Annotated in this window: 14 protein-coding genes; 8 read left to right on the top strand and 6 right to left on the bottom strand. The window is 72.4% G+C overall.

Annotated features, from left to right (window positions below):
- Positions 1 to 91: 91 nt before the first annotated feature.
- Both ACLQ2X_RS09555 and ACLQ2X_RS09550 read right to left on the bottom strand, forming a co-directional pair.
- Positions 92 to 1,042, bottom strand: coding sequence for a malate dehydrogenase (locus ACLQ2X_RS09555; RefSeq protein ID WP_425680603.1), 951 nt, complete (start codon positions 1,040 to 1,042; stop codon positions 92 to 94).
- A 99-nt stretch (positions 1,043 to 1,141) separates the two neighbouring features.
- Entirely contained in the window at positions 1,142 to 2,005 is an 864-nt protein-coding gene (locus ACLQ2X_RS09550; RefSeq protein WP_425680602.1) for a bifunctional methylenetetrahydrofolate dehydrogenase/methenyltetrahydrofolate cyclohydrolase, read from the bottom strand.
- A 388-nt stretch (positions 2,006 to 2,393) separates the two neighbouring features.
- On the opposite strand from ACLQ2X_RS09550, the gene ACLQ2X_RS09545 reads away from it, so the two are divergent.
- The 5 genes from ACLQ2X_RS09545 to ACLQ2X_RS09525 all read left to right on the top strand — a co-directional run bounded on the left by ACLQ2X_RS09545 (position 2,394) and on the right by ACLQ2X_RS09525 (position 8,106).
- Positions 2,394 to 3,992 (top strand): peptide ABC transporter substrate-binding protein, encoded by a 1,599-nt coding sequence (locus ACLQ2X_RS09545; protein WP_425680601.1) that lies wholly within the window; start codon positions 2,394 to 2,396, stop codon positions 3,990 to 3,992.
- 91 nt (positions 3,993 to 4,083) lie between these two features.
- Positions 4,084 to 5,022: an ABC transporter permease gene (locus ACLQ2X_RS09540; RefSeq protein WP_425680600.1), complete on the top strand. Its 939-nt coding sequence runs from the start codon at positions 4,084 to 4,086 to the stop codon at positions 5,020 to 5,022.
- 74 nt (positions 5,023 to 5,096) lie between these two features.
- Positions 5,097 to 6,053: an ABC transporter permease gene (locus tag ACLQ2X_RS09535; protein ID WP_425680599.1), complete on the top strand. Its 957-nt coding sequence runs from the start codon at positions 5,097 to 5,099 to the stop codon at positions 6,051 to 6,053.
- Positions 6,054 to 6,056: 3 nt separating this feature from the next.
- Positions 6,057 to 7,094, top strand: coding sequence for an ABC transporter ATP-binding protein (locus ACLQ2X_RS09530; RefSeq protein WP_425680598.1), 1,038 nt, complete (start codon positions 6,057 to 6,059; stop codon positions 7,092 to 7,094).
- Positions 7,078 to 8,106 carry an ABC transporter ATP-binding protein gene (locus tag ACLQ2X_RS09525; protein ID WP_425680597.1) on the top strand — a complete coding sequence of 343 codons (1,029 nt, stop codon included), beginning with the start codon at positions 7,078 to 7,080 and terminating at the stop codon, positions 8,104 to 8,106. Before ACLQ2X_RS09530 ends, ACLQ2X_RS09525 begins: the two co-directional genes overlap by 17 nt.
- Before the next feature lie 169 nt (positions 8,107 to 8,275).
- On the opposite strand, the gene ACLQ2X_RS09520 is transcribed toward ACLQ2X_RS09525, so the two are convergent.
- The 3 genes from ACLQ2X_RS09520 to purN form a co-directional block, all read right to left on the bottom strand.
- Entirely contained in the window at positions 8,276 to 8,731 is a 456-nt protein-coding gene (locus tag ACLQ2X_RS09520) for a hypothetical protein (protein ID WP_425680596.1), read from the bottom strand.
- A 200-nt stretch (positions 8,732 to 8,931) separates the two neighbouring features.
- Entirely contained in the window at positions 8,932 to 10,506 is a 1,575-nt protein-coding gene (gene purH / locus ACLQ2X_RS09515; protein ID WP_425680595.1) for a bifunctional phosphoribosylaminoimidazolecarboxamide formyltransferase/IMP cyclohydrolase, read from the bottom strand.
- Complete coding sequence (gene purN, locus ACLQ2X_RS09510) at positions 10,503 to 11,123, bottom strand: phosphoribosylglycinamide formyltransferase (protein WP_425680594.1); 621 nt, start codon at positions 11,121 to 11,123, stop codon at positions 10,503 to 10,505. The genes purH and purN overlap by 4 nt, the downstream gene beginning before the upstream one ends.
- Positions 11,124 to 11,301: 178 nt before the next feature.
- Between purN and ACLQ2X_RS09505 the strand changes: the two genes are divergently transcribed.
- Both ACLQ2X_RS09505 and ACLQ2X_RS09500 read left to right on the top strand, forming a co-directional pair.
- Complete coding sequence (locus ACLQ2X_RS09505) at positions 11,302 to 11,604, top strand: CD225/dispanin family protein (RefSeq protein WP_425680593.1); 303 nt, start codon at positions 11,302 to 11,304, stop codon at positions 11,602 to 11,604.
- Between the two features lie 33 nt (positions 11,605 to 11,637).
- On the top strand, positions 11,638 to 12,240 hold the full coding sequence (locus tag ACLQ2X_RS09500) for a DUF4190 domain-containing protein (RefSeq protein ID WP_425680592.1): 603 nt from the start codon (positions 11,638 to 11,640) through the stop codon (positions 12,238 to 12,240).
- Positions 12,241 to 12,411: 171 nt separating this feature from the next.
- On the opposite strand, the gene ACLQ2X_RS09495 is transcribed toward ACLQ2X_RS09500, so the two are convergent.
- Positions 12,412 to 13,746 (bottom strand): DUF6350 family protein, encoded by a 1,335-nt coding sequence (locus ACLQ2X_RS09495; RefSeq protein WP_425680591.1) that lies wholly within the window; start codon positions 13,744 to 13,746, stop codon positions 12,412 to 12,414.
- Between the two features lie 159 nt (positions 13,747 to 13,905).
- On the opposite strand from ACLQ2X_RS09495, the gene ACLQ2X_RS09490 reads away from it, so the two are divergent.
- Positions 13,906 to 14,175 carry a DUF4190 domain-containing protein gene (locus ACLQ2X_RS09490; protein WP_425680590.1) on the top strand — a complete coding sequence of 90 codons (270 nt, stop codon included), beginning with the start codon at positions 13,906 to 13,908 and terminating at the stop codon, positions 14,173 to 14,175.
- The last annotated feature ends 101 nt before the right edge of the window (positions 14,176 to 14,276 follow it).

The following is a 14,276-nucleotide window of genomic DNA, read 5'->3' as shown; positions in this document are numbered from 1 at the left end:
TATACGCCCCGGGGCCGCCCCCCCGGGGGGGGGCACCCCCGGCCCCGGGCGGCGGGGGGGCCCGGCCCCCCCTTCGGCGATGGTGCTCGGGTCACATGCTGGCGACGTCGGCCTGCTTGGCGCGGACGGCCTCGGCGGCCTCCTTCAGCGCGGCCAGTTCGTCGGCCTCCAGGTCGGTCTCCACGACCCGCTTCACGCCCTCGGCGCCGATCTCGGCCTCGACGCCCAGGTAGACGCCGGAGATGCCGTACTCGCCGTCGACCCAGGCGCAGACCGGCATGACCGCGCCGGAGTCCTCGGCCACGGCCTTCGCCATCTTGGCCGCGGCGGCAGACGGGGCGTAGTACGCCGAACCGGTCTTGAGCAGCGCGACGACCTCGGCGCCACCGTTGCGGGTCTTGACGACCAGTTCCTCGATCTGCTCGGCCGGCATGACGTCACGCAGCGGCTTGCCGTTCACGGTGCTCTTGGACGGCACCGGCACCATGGTGTCGCCGTGCGAGCCGAGCGTCAGGGTCCGCACCGACTTCACCGGTACGCTCAGCGCCTCGGCGACGAAGTTGGTGAACCGGGCGGTGTCGAGCATGCCCGCCTGGCCGAGCACCCGGTTGCGGGGGAACTGGGTGGCGAGCTGGGCCAGCGCGGTCATCTCGTCGAGCGGGTTCGAGACCACGATGACGACGGCTTCCGGCGCGTACTTGGCGACGTTCTCGGCGACCTGTCGGACGATCTTGGCGTTGGTCTCCAGCAGGTCCATCCGGCTCATGCCCGGTTTACGCGGCAGGCCGGCGGTGATGACGACGACGTCGGAGCCGGAGATGGCGTCGTAGCCCTCGCCGTTGGGGCCGGTGGTGACGCCGACGACCTTGGTCTCGAAGCCCTCGACCGCGCGCGACTGGTTGAGGTCCAGCGCGAGACCCGCCGGCTTGCCCTCCACGATGTCGGTGATCACGACGGTGTCGAAGATGTCGTACTCGGCCAGACGCTGTGCGGTGGTGGAGCCGTAGAATCCGGCGCCTACGACAGTGACCTTCTTACCCATGGTCGTCCCACTCCCTGATACCAGTCGGTTTTCCGGACCGTATCAGCCATCCTGACACCGTCCGGGCCAGGGGCGGACGGTTATGACCTGCGTGGGTGCTCAGCCCACCCGCTCGGCCCGTTCGACCACGTTGGTCAGCAGCATGGCGCGGGTCATGGGGCCGACGCCGCCGGGCATCGGGACCACCTTGCCGGCCACCTCGGTCACCTCCGGGTCGACGTCACCGGTGTAGCGGCCCTTGCCGTCCTCGCCGATGACCCGGGTGATGCCGACGTCCACCACCGTCGCGCCGGGGGTGACCATGTCGGCGGTGAGCAGCCCCGGCACCCCGGCGGCGACGATGACGATCTCGGCGGCGCGGGTGTGCGAGGCGAGGTCGAGCGTGCCGGTGTGGCACAGCGTGACGGTGGCGTTCTCGCTGCGCCGGGTGAGCAGCAGGCCGAGCGGACGGCCCACCGTGTTGCCCCGGCCGACGACTGCCACGTTCGCGCCGCGCAGCGGCACGTCGTGCCGGCGCAGCAGCTCCACGATGCCGCGCGGGGTGCAGGGCAGCGGCGCGTCGTACCCGAGGACGAGCCGACCCAGGTTGACCGGGTGCAGGCCGTCGGCGTCCTTGTCCGGGTCGATGGCTTCCAGCGTCCGCTGGGTGTCGAGCTGACCGGGCAGCGGGAGTTGCACGATGTAGCCGTGGCAGGCCGGGTCCGCGTTCAGTTCGGCCAGCGCCGCGTCGAGCTGGTCCTGGCCGGCGTCGGCCGGCAGCGTGACCCGCAGCGAGGCGATGCCGACCTCGGCGCAGTCGCGGTGCTTGCCGTTGACGTACGCCTGGGAACCTGGGTCCTCCCCGACCAGCACGGTGCCGAGCCCGGGGGTGATGCCGCGCTCCGCGAGCGCCTTCACCCGCGTGCGCAGTTCGTCCTTGATCTCCGCCGCGGTCGCCTTGCCGTCCAGGATCGTCGCCGTCACGTCGTGATCGTCTCATGTCCCGGAGGGGGCCGGACGGCGACCGGCCCACGATGACGCTGAGCAACGTGGATGAAGTCACAGATAGTAATCAGCGGCGCGGTCAAGTCGGGTTCCAGGGCGACAACCGGGCGGGACCGGGCGAGCTACGCGGACGCCCCAGGGGCACCCTTCCGGGCACGGGAGGGCAGCACCCGTACGCCGATATCCCGAGGTGAGGCACGCGGGTAGCACCCGGCGGCGGCCTCGACAAGGCGGCGTGGCACCCGCGGCCGACACTCGACGACGCGATCGTTGTCGATGGCACGAGTGGTGACCTACCGTTACCACTCGTTGCGCTACGTCACCCAGCGTCGGGACGACCGCGCAGCTGAGGAGATGAGGAGACTCCATGCGTGTTCGTAGGCTGGCGGCCTGGGCCGCCCTCCCGCTCGCGGTGACCCTGGGCCTGACCGCATGCGGCTCAGGCGGCGGCAGCGGCGGCTCCGGCGACGCCGACGCGGCCGTGCGGATCGAGATCGCCGAGCCGCAGCACCTGGTGCCCACAAACACCAACGAGACGAGCGGCTCGCAGGTCTTGTCCGCCCTGTTCAGCCCGCTCGTCGACTACGACGAGGCGAACAAGCCGTACGAGGTGGCAGCCGAGTCGGTGACCTCGTCGGACAACAAGGTCTGGACGGTCAGGCTCAAGTCCGGCTTCACGTTCCACAACGGCGAGAAGGTCACCGCCGACAACTACATCGACGCCTGGAACTACGGCGCGTACGCCCCGAACGGTCAGAACTCCAGCTACTTCTTCGAGAAGATCGCAGGCTACGAGGACCTCCAGGGCGAGACGCCCAAGGCGAAGACGCTCAGCGGCCTGGCCAAGGTCGACGACCTGACCTTCACGGTCACACTCGCCGAGCCGTACGTGGACTTCCGGGCAATGCTCGGCTACACCGCCTTCTACCCGCTGCCCGAGGCGGCGTTCGCCGCGCCGGGCGTGCTGGCCGAGGGCTACGAGCAGGCGCCGATCGGCCAGGGTCCGTTCAAGATGAAGGGCACCTGGCAGCACGACGCCAAGGTCGAGGTGGAGCGTTACGACGCGTTCCCGGGGCAGCAGCCCAAGGTCGGCGGCGTCGAGTTCCGCATCTACCAGCAGCCGACCGCCGCGTACGCGGACGTGCTGTCGGACAACCTCGACGTGATCAAGACGATCCCGACCGAGAACCTGACCACCGCCGCGACCGACCTGGGCGACCGGTTCCAGCAGAGCCCGGCCTCGTCGCTGCAGGTGCTGGCGTTCCCCACGTACCAGGAGGAGTTCAGCAACCCCGAGGTGCGCAAGGCCATCTCGATGGCGATCGACCGGGACGAGATCACCACGTCGATCTTCAAGGGTTCGCAGCAGCCGGCCCGCTCGTTCGTCTCGCCGGTGGTGGCCGGCTACCGGGAGAACACCATCGGCACGGCCGGCGCGTTCGACCCGGTCAAGGCCAAGGCGATGTACGAGGCCGCGGGCGGCCCGAAGAAGATCGAGCTGTCCTACAACGGCGACGGCGGCCACAAGGACTGGATCGACGCCACCTGCAACCAGCTCAAGGCCAACCTGGGCGTGGATTGCGTGGGCGCCGCCGAGCCGAAGTTCGCGGACCTGCTGACCAAGCTGAAGCAGAAGCAGGCGGTCGGCCTGTTCCGGATGGGCTGGGTGATGGACTACCCGTCCATGGAGAACTACCTGGGCCCGCTGTACAGCTCCACCGGGTCGTCGAACTACTACGGCTACCGCAACGCCGAGTTCGACAGGTTGCTCGCCGAGGGCGCCCGGGCGGCGAACGCGGACGAGGCGATCAAGAAGTACCAGGCGGCGGAGGACGTGCTGGCGGAGGACCTGCCGGTGATCCCGCTGCGGTACGGGCAGAACAACTTCGGCCACTCCACCAAGGTCAAGAACGTCCACGTGGACCTCTTCGACCGGGTGGACCTGCTGAAGATCGAAGTCGCCTGACGCCTTCCCACCATGGGCCGGGCCACCCCCACCGGGTGGCCCGGTCTCGGCATTGGCCCGCATTTGAGTATGTTTCGGCAGACTTGCCAGCATGCTCCGCTTCATCCTGCGGCGACTGCTCCAGATGGTCCTCGCCTTCTTCGGGACCACCCTGATCGTCTACGCGCTGATGTTCGCCGGGCAGGGCGACCCGATCCAGGCGCTCGCCGGGGAACGGCCGGTCACCGCGGCGCAGCGGGCGTACCTGACCGAGAAGTACCACCTGGACGCGACCGGGGTCGGCGGCTTCTTCTACCGCTACCTCAACTACCTGGGCGGCCTGGTGCGGGGCGACCTCGGTGAGTCGCTGACCGGTCGCCGGATCAACGACATCCTCGCCGCCGCCTGGCCGGTCACCCTGAAGCTGGCGCTGATCGCGATGGCGGTGACCGTACTCGTCGGCATCACCGCCGGGGTGATCGCGGCGATCCGCCGCTCCGGCATCTTCGACCATGCCACGCTGGTGCTCACCCTCCTGGTCCTCGGCATCCCCACCATCGTGCTGGCCCCGCTGGCCCAGTACCTGCTCGGTGTGAAGTGGTCGGTCTTCCCGCCCACCGCCGGCGCGCAACCCACCTTCCACGCGCTGCTGCTGCCCGGCATCGTGCTCGGCTCGCTGTCCCTGGCCACCGCGCTGCGGCTGACCCGTACGTCGGTGACCGAGAACCTCCGCGCCGACTACGTGCGGACCGCCCGTTCGAAGGGCCTGCGCCGGCGCCGGGTCGTGGGCGTGCACGTGCTGCGCAACTCGCTCATCCCGGTGATCACCTTCCTCGGTGTCGAACTGGGCAACCTGATGGGCGGCGCGATCATCACCGAGGGCGTGTTCAACGTGCCCGGCGTCGGCTTCAACCTCTACCGCGGCATCCGCACCGAGGACGGCCCGCTCGTGGTCGGCATCGTGAGCGTGCTCGTCGTGGTCTACCTGCTGTCCAACCTGGCGGTGGACGTCCTTTACGCCGTACTCGACCCGAGGATCCGCTATGAGTGAGCGTCGCGAGCGAATCGTCGACACAGTGCGCCCGGTCCCACGGGACCGCGCCGAGCGGAGCGGGGCGCGCGGGCATGAGTGATTTCGAGACGGTGGCCGCCACCGAGAACCAGGCGGCACGGCGCGGCGTCTCCGGCGAGCCCGGCACGCCGGGCCGGGCCGGGGAGCCGGACCGCGCGCGCAGCCTGGCCGGCGACGCCTGGCTGGACCTGCGCCGCAGCCCTGTGTTCTGGCTCAGCCTGACCCTGGTGGTGCTGGTCGCGGCGATGGCCGCGTTCCCCGGGCTGTTCGCCGCCAACGACCCGCGCGACTGCGTGCTGTCCCGGCAACACGCCCCACCGTCCGGCGGGGCCATCTTCGGCTACGACTTCCAGGGCTGCGACACGTTCGCCCGGGCCGTCTACGGGGCCCGCGCCTCGCTGCTGGTGGGCGCGTTGTCCGCGTTGATCACCGGGGTGATCGCGCTCGTCGTCGGGATGCTCGCCGGCTTCTTCGGCGGGTGGCTCGACGCGGTGCTCTCCCGGGTGATCGACATCGTGCTCGGCATCCCGCTGCTGCTGGCCGCGATCGTGCTGCTCAAGCGGGTGAGCACCAGCGGTGAGACGGTACGGCTGTTCGCGGTGATCCTGGTGCTGGCGCTGCTCGGCTGGACCACCGCGGCCCGGGTCGTCCGCTCCTCGGTGATCACCGCCCGGGAGCAGGACTACGTGGCCGCCGCCCGGATGCTCGGCGCCGGCAACGGCCGGATCATGTGGCGGCACATCCTGCCGAACGCGCTGGCCCCGGCCGTCGTGGTGCTCACCATCGCGCTCGGGTCGTTCATCTCCGCCGAGGCGACGCTGAGCTTCCTCGGCATCGGCCTGAAGGCGCCGACCATCTCCTGGGGCATCGACATCGACGCCGGCCGGGTGCACATGCGCGAGTCGGCGACCCCGCTGATCGTGCCGTCGGCCTTCCTGGCCCTGACCGTGCTCGCCTTCATCATGCTCGGCGACGCGATCCGCGACGCCTTCGACCCGAAGCTGCGGTGAGTCATGGGCCAGAACCCGGTCCGGCCCACGCCGGCCTCCCCCACCCCGCCCGACGGGCACCTGCTGGAGGTGCGGGACCTGCACGTCGAGTTCCGCACCCGGGAGGGCGTAGCCCAGGTGATCAACGGGGTGACGTACCACCTGGACGCCGGGGAGACGCTCGCGGTGCTCGGCGAGTCCGGTTCCGGCAAGTCGGTCACCGCGCAGGCGATCATGGGCATCCTGGACACCCCGCCCGCGTACGTGCGCTCCGGGGAGATCCGCTACCAGGGGCGGGACCTGCTGCGCGGCACGGAGGAGGAACGCCGGCAGGTGCGCGGCGCGGAGATCGCGATGATCTTCCAGGACGCGCTGTCCGCGTTGAACCCGGTCTTCCCGGTCGGCTGGCAGATCGGCGAGTCGCTGCGCCTGCGGGCCGGGATGTCCCGCGCCGACGCGCGTCGGCGCACCGTCGAACTGATGGACCTGGTCCGCATCCCGGCTGCGGCGAAGCGACTCGGCGACTACCCGCACCACTTCTCCGGCGGCATGCGGCAACGCGTCATGATCGCGATGGCGCTGGCGCTGGACCCCAAGGTGCTCATCGCCGACGAGCCCACCACCGCGCTCGACGTCACCGTCCAGGCCCAGATCATGGACCTCCTGGCCGACCTGCGTCGCGACCTGGGCATGGCGCTCGTCCTGATCACCCACGACCTGGGGGTGGTCGCCGGGGTGGCGGACCGCATCGCGGTCATGTACGCCGGCCGGATCGTCGAGCACGCCGACGTGCACTCGCTGTACCGGGCGCCCGCCCACCCGTACACGAAGGGGTTGTTGGAGTCGATCCCGCGGCTGGACGTGCGCGGCCGGGAACTGTCGACGATCCGGGGGTTGCCGCCGAACCTGATGCGGATCCCGTCCGGCTGCCCGTTCCACCCCCGCTGCCCGTACGCCCGGCAGGTGTGCGTGGACGAGGTGCCGCACGACCTCGTGCTCGCCGGCGGCCGGACCAGCGCGTGCCACTTCGCCCAGGAGGTGCACGATGACCGGGCCGAGTGACCCGACCGCCGGCCGCGGCGAGACCATCCTTTCCGTCGACCACCTGGTCAAGCACTTCCCGATCACCCAGGGGGTGCTGTTCAAGCGGCGGATCGGCGCGGTGCGGGCGGTCGACGGGGTGAGCTTCGAGCTGCGGCGCGGGGAGACGCTCGGTGTGGTCGGCGAATCCGGCTGCGGCAAGACCACACTGGCCCGACTGCTCATGCGGTTGGAGACGCCGACCGCCGGCCGGGCCACGGTCGCGGGGCGGAACCTGTTCCGGGCCGAGGGGTCGGAACTGCGCCGGTTGCGCCGCAACATGCAGATGGTGATGCAGGACCCGTACACCTCGCTGAACCCGCGGATGACCGTCGGCGACATCATCGGCGAACCGTTCGCCATCCACCCGGACGTCGCCCCGAAGGGCAGCCGGCGGCAGCGGGTGCGGGAGTTGCTGGACGTGGTCGGGCTCAACCCGGAACACCTCAACCGCTACCCGCACCAGTTCTCCGGCGGTCAGCGGCAACGCATCGGCATCGCCCGGGCCCTCGCGCTGCGGCCGGAGATCATCGTGTGCGACGAGCCGGTGTCGGCGCTGGACGTCTCCATCCAGGCCCAGGTGATCAACCTGCTGGAGCGGCTCCAGGACGAGTTCGGCCTCTCCTACGTCTTCATCGCCCACGACCTGTCCGTGGTCCGGCACATCTGCGACCGGGTGGCGGTGATGTACCTGGGCCGGATCGTGGAGATCGGCACCGAGGAGCAGATCTACCAGCGGGCCACCCACCCGTACACCCAGGCGCTGCTGTCGGCGGTGCCGGTGCCCGACCCGGAGGGCCGCGACGAACGGACCATCATCCGGCTCGCCGGGGACGTGCCCAGCCCGGCCGACCCGCCGTCCGGCTGCCGGTTCCGTACCCGCTGCTGGAAGGCCGAGGAGGTCTGCGCCGTGCAGGACCCGCAGACGGTGCTCCGCGCGGCGGACCCGCACCCCTGCGCCTGCCACTTCGCCGAGGTACGCGCCGACGGCTGAGCACGACGCAGGCCCCGTCCCCCGGAGGAAGAGGGGGCGGAGCCTGCGGTGCGCGGCGCCCGAGAGGCGGTCCGGCGGTGTCCCGACGGGCGGCGTGAGGCGCACGGCCCGCGGGGCGAGGCGGCTCGCGACGGCGACCGCCGGGTCGACGCGGCGGTCGCGGTGCGGCTCAGGCGGCGGGCGGGGCCCGCGCGGCGATGGGGCCGCGCGGCGGCAGCGGCCCGACCGGCGACCGGTGCGCGGGCAGGACGCGGCCCGGCGTCACCGGTTCGGCGACCCCGGCCGGCGCGGTCGGGACCGGGTCGTCGGATCCGTCACCGTAGGCGAGTACGCCGGCCGGGTCGCCGGTCGGCGCGGCGGCCGGTTCCGCCCAGGACCGATCGGGGTACGCGGGACGCGACGCGACCGCCGACGTGCCCCGGTCCGTTCCGGTCGCCGGGCCGTGGGTCACGGTGGTGGGGGTCGACGCGAGGGCGGATGCGCCGGTGGCCGGCGTGGTGAGCGCCGGGGCGGGGGCCGAGCCGAGGCCGGTCAGGACCACGGCCAACGCGACGACGGCGGCGGTCAACCGGTCGCGCACGCGCATGGGCACCTGCCGCAGGAAGGCCGCGTCGGCGTCGTCCACGGAGGGCGGACCGCGTCGATCGCGGGGTTGCCGGGCAAACGCTAGCAACCGCCTCCGGTGCCGGGCAACGGTACGCCGGGCGCGGCCCTTGGCCACGCCCGGCGTACCGGGAGGTGTCAGCGGAATCCGACCAGGTATCAGTGGAATCCGGCCTGGTATCAGTGGAATCCGGCCTGGTGTCAGTGGAATCCGGCCTGGTGTCAGTGGAAGAAGTGCCGGGTTCCGGTGAGGTACATGGTGACACCCGCCGCCTTGCAGGCCGTGATGGTCTCCTCGTCCCGGATCGAGCCGCCCGGCTGCACGATCGCCCGCACCCCGGCGTCGATGAGGATCTGCGGGCCGTCGGCGAACGGGAAGAACGCGTCCGAGGCGCACACCGCGCCGCGGGCCCGCTCGTCACCGGCCCGGCTGACCGCCAGCCGCGCCGAGTCGACCCGGTTGACCTGCCCCATGCCGACGCCGACGGTCGCCCCGTCGCGGGCCAGCAGGATGGCGTTGCTCTTCACCGCGCGCACCGCCCGCCAGGCGAACACCAGGTCGCGCAGCGTCTCCTCGTCGGCCGGGTCGCCGGTGGCCAACGTCCAGGTGGCCGGGTCGTCACCTGGCGCGTCGACCGCGTCCCGGGCCTGCACCAGCACGCCACCGGTGACCTGCCGCCACTCGGCCGGCCGCGCGGCGAACGCGGGCGCCCGCAGCAGCCGGATGTTCTTCTTGGCCCGCAGCAGCTCCAGTGCGCCCTCGTCGAAGTCGGGCGCCACCAGCACCTCGGTGAAGATCTCCGCCACCTGCCCGGCGAGCTCCACGCTGACCGGACGGTTCACCGCGATCACGCCGCCGAACGCGGAGACCGGGTCGCAGGCGTGCGCCTTGCGGTGCGCCTGCGCCACGTTCGCGCCGACCGCGATGCCGCACGGGTTGGCGTGCTTGATGATCGCCACCGCCGGCTGGTCGGGGAAGTCGTGCGCGGCCCGCCACGCGGCGTCCGCGTCGACGTAGTTGTTGTAGGACATCTCCTTGCCGTGCAGTTGCTCGGCCTGGGCCAGCCCGGCCGGTGCCCCCGGGTCGGTGTAGAGGGCCGCCGTCTGGTGCGGGTTCTCGCCGTACCGCAGCACCGCCTGGCGGCGCAGCGCCAGGCCGGCGAACCGGGGCCAGCCGTCCTGCGCCGGTGCCACGGTGGTGGCGAACCAGTCGGCCACCGCCACGTCGTAGTCGGCGATGTCGGCGAACGCGCGGGCGGCGAGCGCCCGGCGCTGGGCCAGCGTGAAGCCGCCGTCGGCGAGCGCGGCCACCACCGCCGGGTACGCCGCCGGGTCGGTCACCACCGCCACCGAGGCGTGGTTCTTCGCCCCGGCGCGCACCATCGCCGGACCGCCGATGTCGATCTGCTCGACGCACTCGTCGGCATCGGCGCCGGAGGCGACGGTGGCCTGGAACGGGTACAGGTTGGAGACCAGCAGGTCGACGCCGGCGATACCGTGCTCGTCGAGCTGGGCGGCGTGCGTGTCCTTGCGCAGGTCGGCGAGGAGACCACCGTGGATCTTCGGATGCAGGGTCTTCACCCGCCCGTCGAGGATCTCCGGAAAGCCGGTGACCTGCTCGACCGGCGTCACCGGCACCCCGGCGCCGGCGATCGTCGACGCGGTGCTGCCGGTCGACACGATCTCCACCCCCGCCTCGTGCAGGGCACGGGCCAACTCGACCAGGCCGGTCTTGTCGTAGACGCTGACCAGCGCGCGCCGGATCGGGCGGTGGCCGGCGTCCTCAGTGGCGTTCACGGGATGGTGACCTTTCTGCCGGTGATCGTCCAACCTTCACGGACCAGGCGGCCGACCTGCTCGACGAGCTGGCGCCGCTCGGCGGACTTGATGCGCTCGGTGAGCGTCTCCACGTCGTCGTCGTCGAGCACGGGCACGGCGACCTGGGCGACGATCGGGCCGGTGTCCATCCCGGCGTCGACGAAGAACAGGGTGGCCCCGGTGACCTTCACGCCGTACGCCAGCGCGTCGCGGGGACCGTGGATGCCGGGGAACGCCGGCAGCAGGGTGTTGTGGGTGTTGAGGTAGCGGTCGCCGAACGCGGTCAGGAACTCCGGTCCGACCAGCTTGAGGAATCCCGCGCTGACCACCAGGTCGGGTCGGTGCTCGGCGACCCGCGCGGTGAGCGCCTTGTCCCAGTCGGCGCGGGTCGGGTGGTCCTTCAGTCGCTCGACGAAGGTCGGCACCCCGACGGCGGCGGCCCGGTCCAGGCCGGCGATCCCGTCCCGGTCCGCGCCCACGGCGACGACCTGCGCGCCGTAACCGGGGTCGACGGCGGCGTCCAGCAACGCCTGGAGGTTGCTGCCGGAACCGGAGACGAGGACGACGAGGCGGGCGACGGACGCGGGCTCGGTCACCGGGCAACCCTATCGGGCACGTCGGGCGGTCCGATCCCGGGGAGGTGGCTCCTCGGGTGATCTCGCAGGTGGCACGTTCGCGGTACGCTGCCCGTCGCCCGGTGTCCGGCCTGTGGCCGGCCCGAATCCCTCGTAGGAATCGGCACGCCACGTGCCAACGGATCTAGGAGCAAGTCCCATGCACCCCGGATACCCCCCGCAGCCGCCACAACAGGTCGACAACAACATGACGATGTCGATCGTCGGCATCTTCCTGTTCTGGCCGCTCGCGATCCCGGCCATCATCAACGCATCCAAGGTCAACCCGCTGCTCCAGCAGGGCGACTACGCTGGCGCCCAGGCCGCCGCGGCCGAGTCGAAGAAGTGGTCGAAGTGGGCCCTGATCGTCGGCCTGGTGTGGTACGGCATCGTCCTGGTGTGCTGCCTCGCGGGCGGCCTGGCCGGTCTCGCTGGCGGCGACAGCAGCGCCAGCACCTACTGAGCGACAACCGAACCGATCTGAGGAGCACCTGACATGCAGCCCGGTTACCCCGGACAGGACCCGTACGGCCAGCAGCCGAACCAGGACCCGACCGCTCAGCCGCAGGACCCCTACGGCCAGCAGCCGCAGTACGGGCAGCAGCCGACGTCGGGGCAGCCGTACGGCCAGGACCCGAACGCCCAGCCGCCGCAGTACGGGCAGCAGCCGGCTTCGGACCCGTACGGCCAGCAGCCCACCTCGGGGCAGCCGTACGGCCAGCAGCCGACCTCCGGGCAGCCGTACGGCCAGGACCCGTACGGCCAGCAGCCGCAGTACGGGGCCGCGCCGCAGTACCCGGGCGCCGGCTACCCGGCCGGAAAGACCGGGGGGCAGAACAACACGACCGGCCTGATCGGCATGATCCTCGGCATCGCCGCGATCGTGCTCGGCCTGTGCTGCCCGCTACTGGCCATCCCGGTCGGCGCCGGCGCCATCGTGCTCGGCGTGATGGGTCAGAAGAAGGTCCAGTCGGGTGAGGCCAGCAACGCCGGCCAGGCCAAGGCCGCCCTGATCTGCGGTGGCGTCGGTGTGCTCCTGGCGATCATCAACTTCATCGCCACGGCCGCGTTCAACCTGAACACGAACTTCGGCTCCTGATCGGTTCTCCACGAAGGGCGTCCGGCGGTTCGCCGGGCGCCCTTTCGTCGTCCACCCTCCCGGAATCACCCGCCTCCGACCGGCCGCGGGGCGGCGACACCACCCGGCGCGTGCGCGGGGCCCGGGCGTCGGCCGGCCGTCGGGCGTCGGCGGTCGGTGGCCGGTGGTCGGTCAGCGCGGCGCGGGAGTGGGGCGGGGCGCGGGGGTAGGGCGGGGCGGCCGCGCCGGGCGGGTCAGGGAACGGGTGGCGGCGGCGCCGAGCGCCGCGCCCACCGCGATCACCAGGGTCGCCACGCCCGCCACCGGCCACGCCGACGGGCCGACCTCGGCCAACCGACCCCCGCCGAGCGGCCCGCCGGACGCCGCCGCGGCCAACCCCAGCAGCACACCGGCGACCGGTCCGGCGAGGACCGCCGGTACCAGCAGCGCCGGCCAACCCAGTTCGGCCCGGTCCTCGGCGGCCACGCGCAGCAGCCGCCGGGCGAGCAGCCAGCCGGCGGCCATCGCGGCCAGCACCGGCACCGCGAGCAGCGCGGCGCCCGCCCCGTCCATCGGGCCACGCGGCAGACCGGCCAGCAAGGGTACGGCGGGCAGCGCCCCGACGGACACCTCGCTCGTGCGTACCGCGGTGTCGGTGCCGACGGCGAACCCGGGGCCGAGCAGGTAACTGGCCGACCAGGCGGTGGCGTTCGGCGCGTACGCCAGGCTGACCAGCGTGATGCCGGCCTGACCGGCCACCCCGGTCTGGTACGCCCCGATCAGGTCGGCCGCGTCGCCGCCACCGGTGGCCACCGCCAGCCCCGCCGCGCCGGCGCCCGCGCCCAGCAGCAGCAGCACCGCGACCAGTCCGGTGCGCAGGCCGTCGCGCACCGGCGGTGGGCAGCGCTTCGCCAGCAGTTCCCCGACACCCGTGGTGCGCAGCGCGCCGACCAGGGCGGCCGGCACGGCGAACGCCGCGAACAGCGCCGCGGCGGTGACCGGGGAGACCCGTAGTCCGCCCGCGCTGACCGTGATCGCGGCGAGCGCGCCGAGCAGCGCGTACGCGAGGCCGACGGCGACCGCGACGGCGAGCGCCTGGCGCGGCGAGCCGGCCCCCCGCGCGCCGACGGCCCGACTGACGTGCACGCCCGCCCGGGTGAGCCGCCAGACGACGAGCACGCTCAACGCGAGCGGCGCCAGGCCGAGCGGCCCGGCGGTGGTCTGCAACGGGACCCCGTGTCCGAGCAGCCAGCCGGCCAGGCCGCCGCGCAGCGCGCCGGCCGGCGAGCCGGCGTCCTCGCTGAGCTGGGCCAGGCCCAGCACGACGGTCACCGGCAGCCAGGAGGTCACCGCCGCCCAGAGCGCGGCCACCCCGGCGGCGACGGGCAGCGGGGCCCGGCTGCGGGAGGACTCGCCCGGTCGGGGCGGGGGCACCCGGGACGCCGGGCGGGCACGCCCCGGCGGCCGGGGCCCGGTGGGGGGACCGGTGGCCGGACGGCGTGGCTGGTCAGGGGTGACACGTGACATCGCGTCTACTCTGGCACGCCGCACCCGGGACAGCAGTCCAATACCGGTGCCGAATGTGACGAGTTCGCCGAAGCGCCGCCTCGGTGCCGCTGGTCGGGGCTAGCGTCGGCTTCAGGCACGACCGTTTTCCGTCGCGACATCGGACGCTCGGAGGAAACCGTGAATGCTCCGTATCCGCCGCCACCGCCGCCACCGGCCGTGGGCCGGGACCGGACCACGCTGTGGGGGGTCCTGGGCATCGTCTTCGGGCTGTTCTGCTGCGGCATCCTGGGCATCGTCTTCGGCGCGCTGTCGATCCGGGACGCGCGGCGCAACCGCAGGTCGCAGCTGCTCGGGTGGTTGGCCGTCACGTTCGGTGTGCTCAACATCGTCGTCAGCGCCATCGTGCGGGCCGGCGACAACTACTACTACCCGTACTGGTACCGCTGAACGCGCCGAGGGGGTCGCTGGGGGTGGTGGCGCTGCTCGGGGCCCCGGCTGTCTCGTAGACCCATCTCCGCGCCCACGAGACCCTAGTGGGGATGGGGGGT

The organism is Micromonospora sp. DT31, from assembly GCF_049841795.1.
Taxonomy (GTDB): Bacteria; Actinomycetota; Actinomycetes; order Mycobacteriales; family Micromonosporaceae; genus Micromonospora.
The sequence above is the reverse complement of the archived record's forward strand: the minus strand, read 5'-3'. Positions and strand labels throughout refer to the sequence as shown.

Bases quoted from the DNA above. Each gene is read 5' to 3' on its own strand.
- ACLQ2X_RS09555 (WP_425680603.1), bottom strand. From the start codon at position 1,042: ATGGGTAAGAAGGTCACTGTCGTAGGCGCCGGATTCTACGGCTCCACC.
- ACLQ2X_RS09545 (WP_425680601.1), top strand. From the start codon at position 2,394: ATGCGTGTTCGTAGGCTGGCGGCCTGGGCCGCCCTCCCGCTCGCGGTG.
- ACLQ2X_RS09540 (WP_425680600.1), top strand. From the start codon at position 4,084: ATGCTCCGCTTCATCCTGCGGCGACTGCTCCAGATGGTCCTCGCCTTC.
- ACLQ2X_RS09535 (WP_425680599.1), top strand. From the start codon at position 5,097: ATGAGTGATTTCGAGACGGTGGCCGCCACCGAGAACCAGGCGGCACGG.
- ACLQ2X_RS09530 (WP_425680598.1), top strand. From the start codon at position 6,057: ATGGGCCAGAACCCGGTCCGGCCCACGCCGGCCTCCCCCACCCCGCCC.
- ACLQ2X_RS09525 (WP_425680597.1), top strand. From the start codon at position 7,078: ATGACCGGGCCGAGTGACCCGACCGCCGGCCGCGGCGAGACCATCCTT.
- ACLQ2X_RS09505 (WP_425680593.1), top strand. From the start codon at position 11,302: ATGCACCCCGGATACCCCCCGCAGCCGCCACAACAGGTCGACAACAAC.
- ACLQ2X_RS09500 (WP_425680592.1), top strand. From the start codon at position 11,638: ATGCAGCCCGGTTACCCCGGACAGGACCCGTACGGCCAGCAGCCGAAC.
- ACLQ2X_RS09495 (WP_425680591.1), bottom strand. From the start codon at position 13,746: ATGTCACGTGTCACCCCTGACCAGCCACGCCGTCCGGCCACCGGTCCC.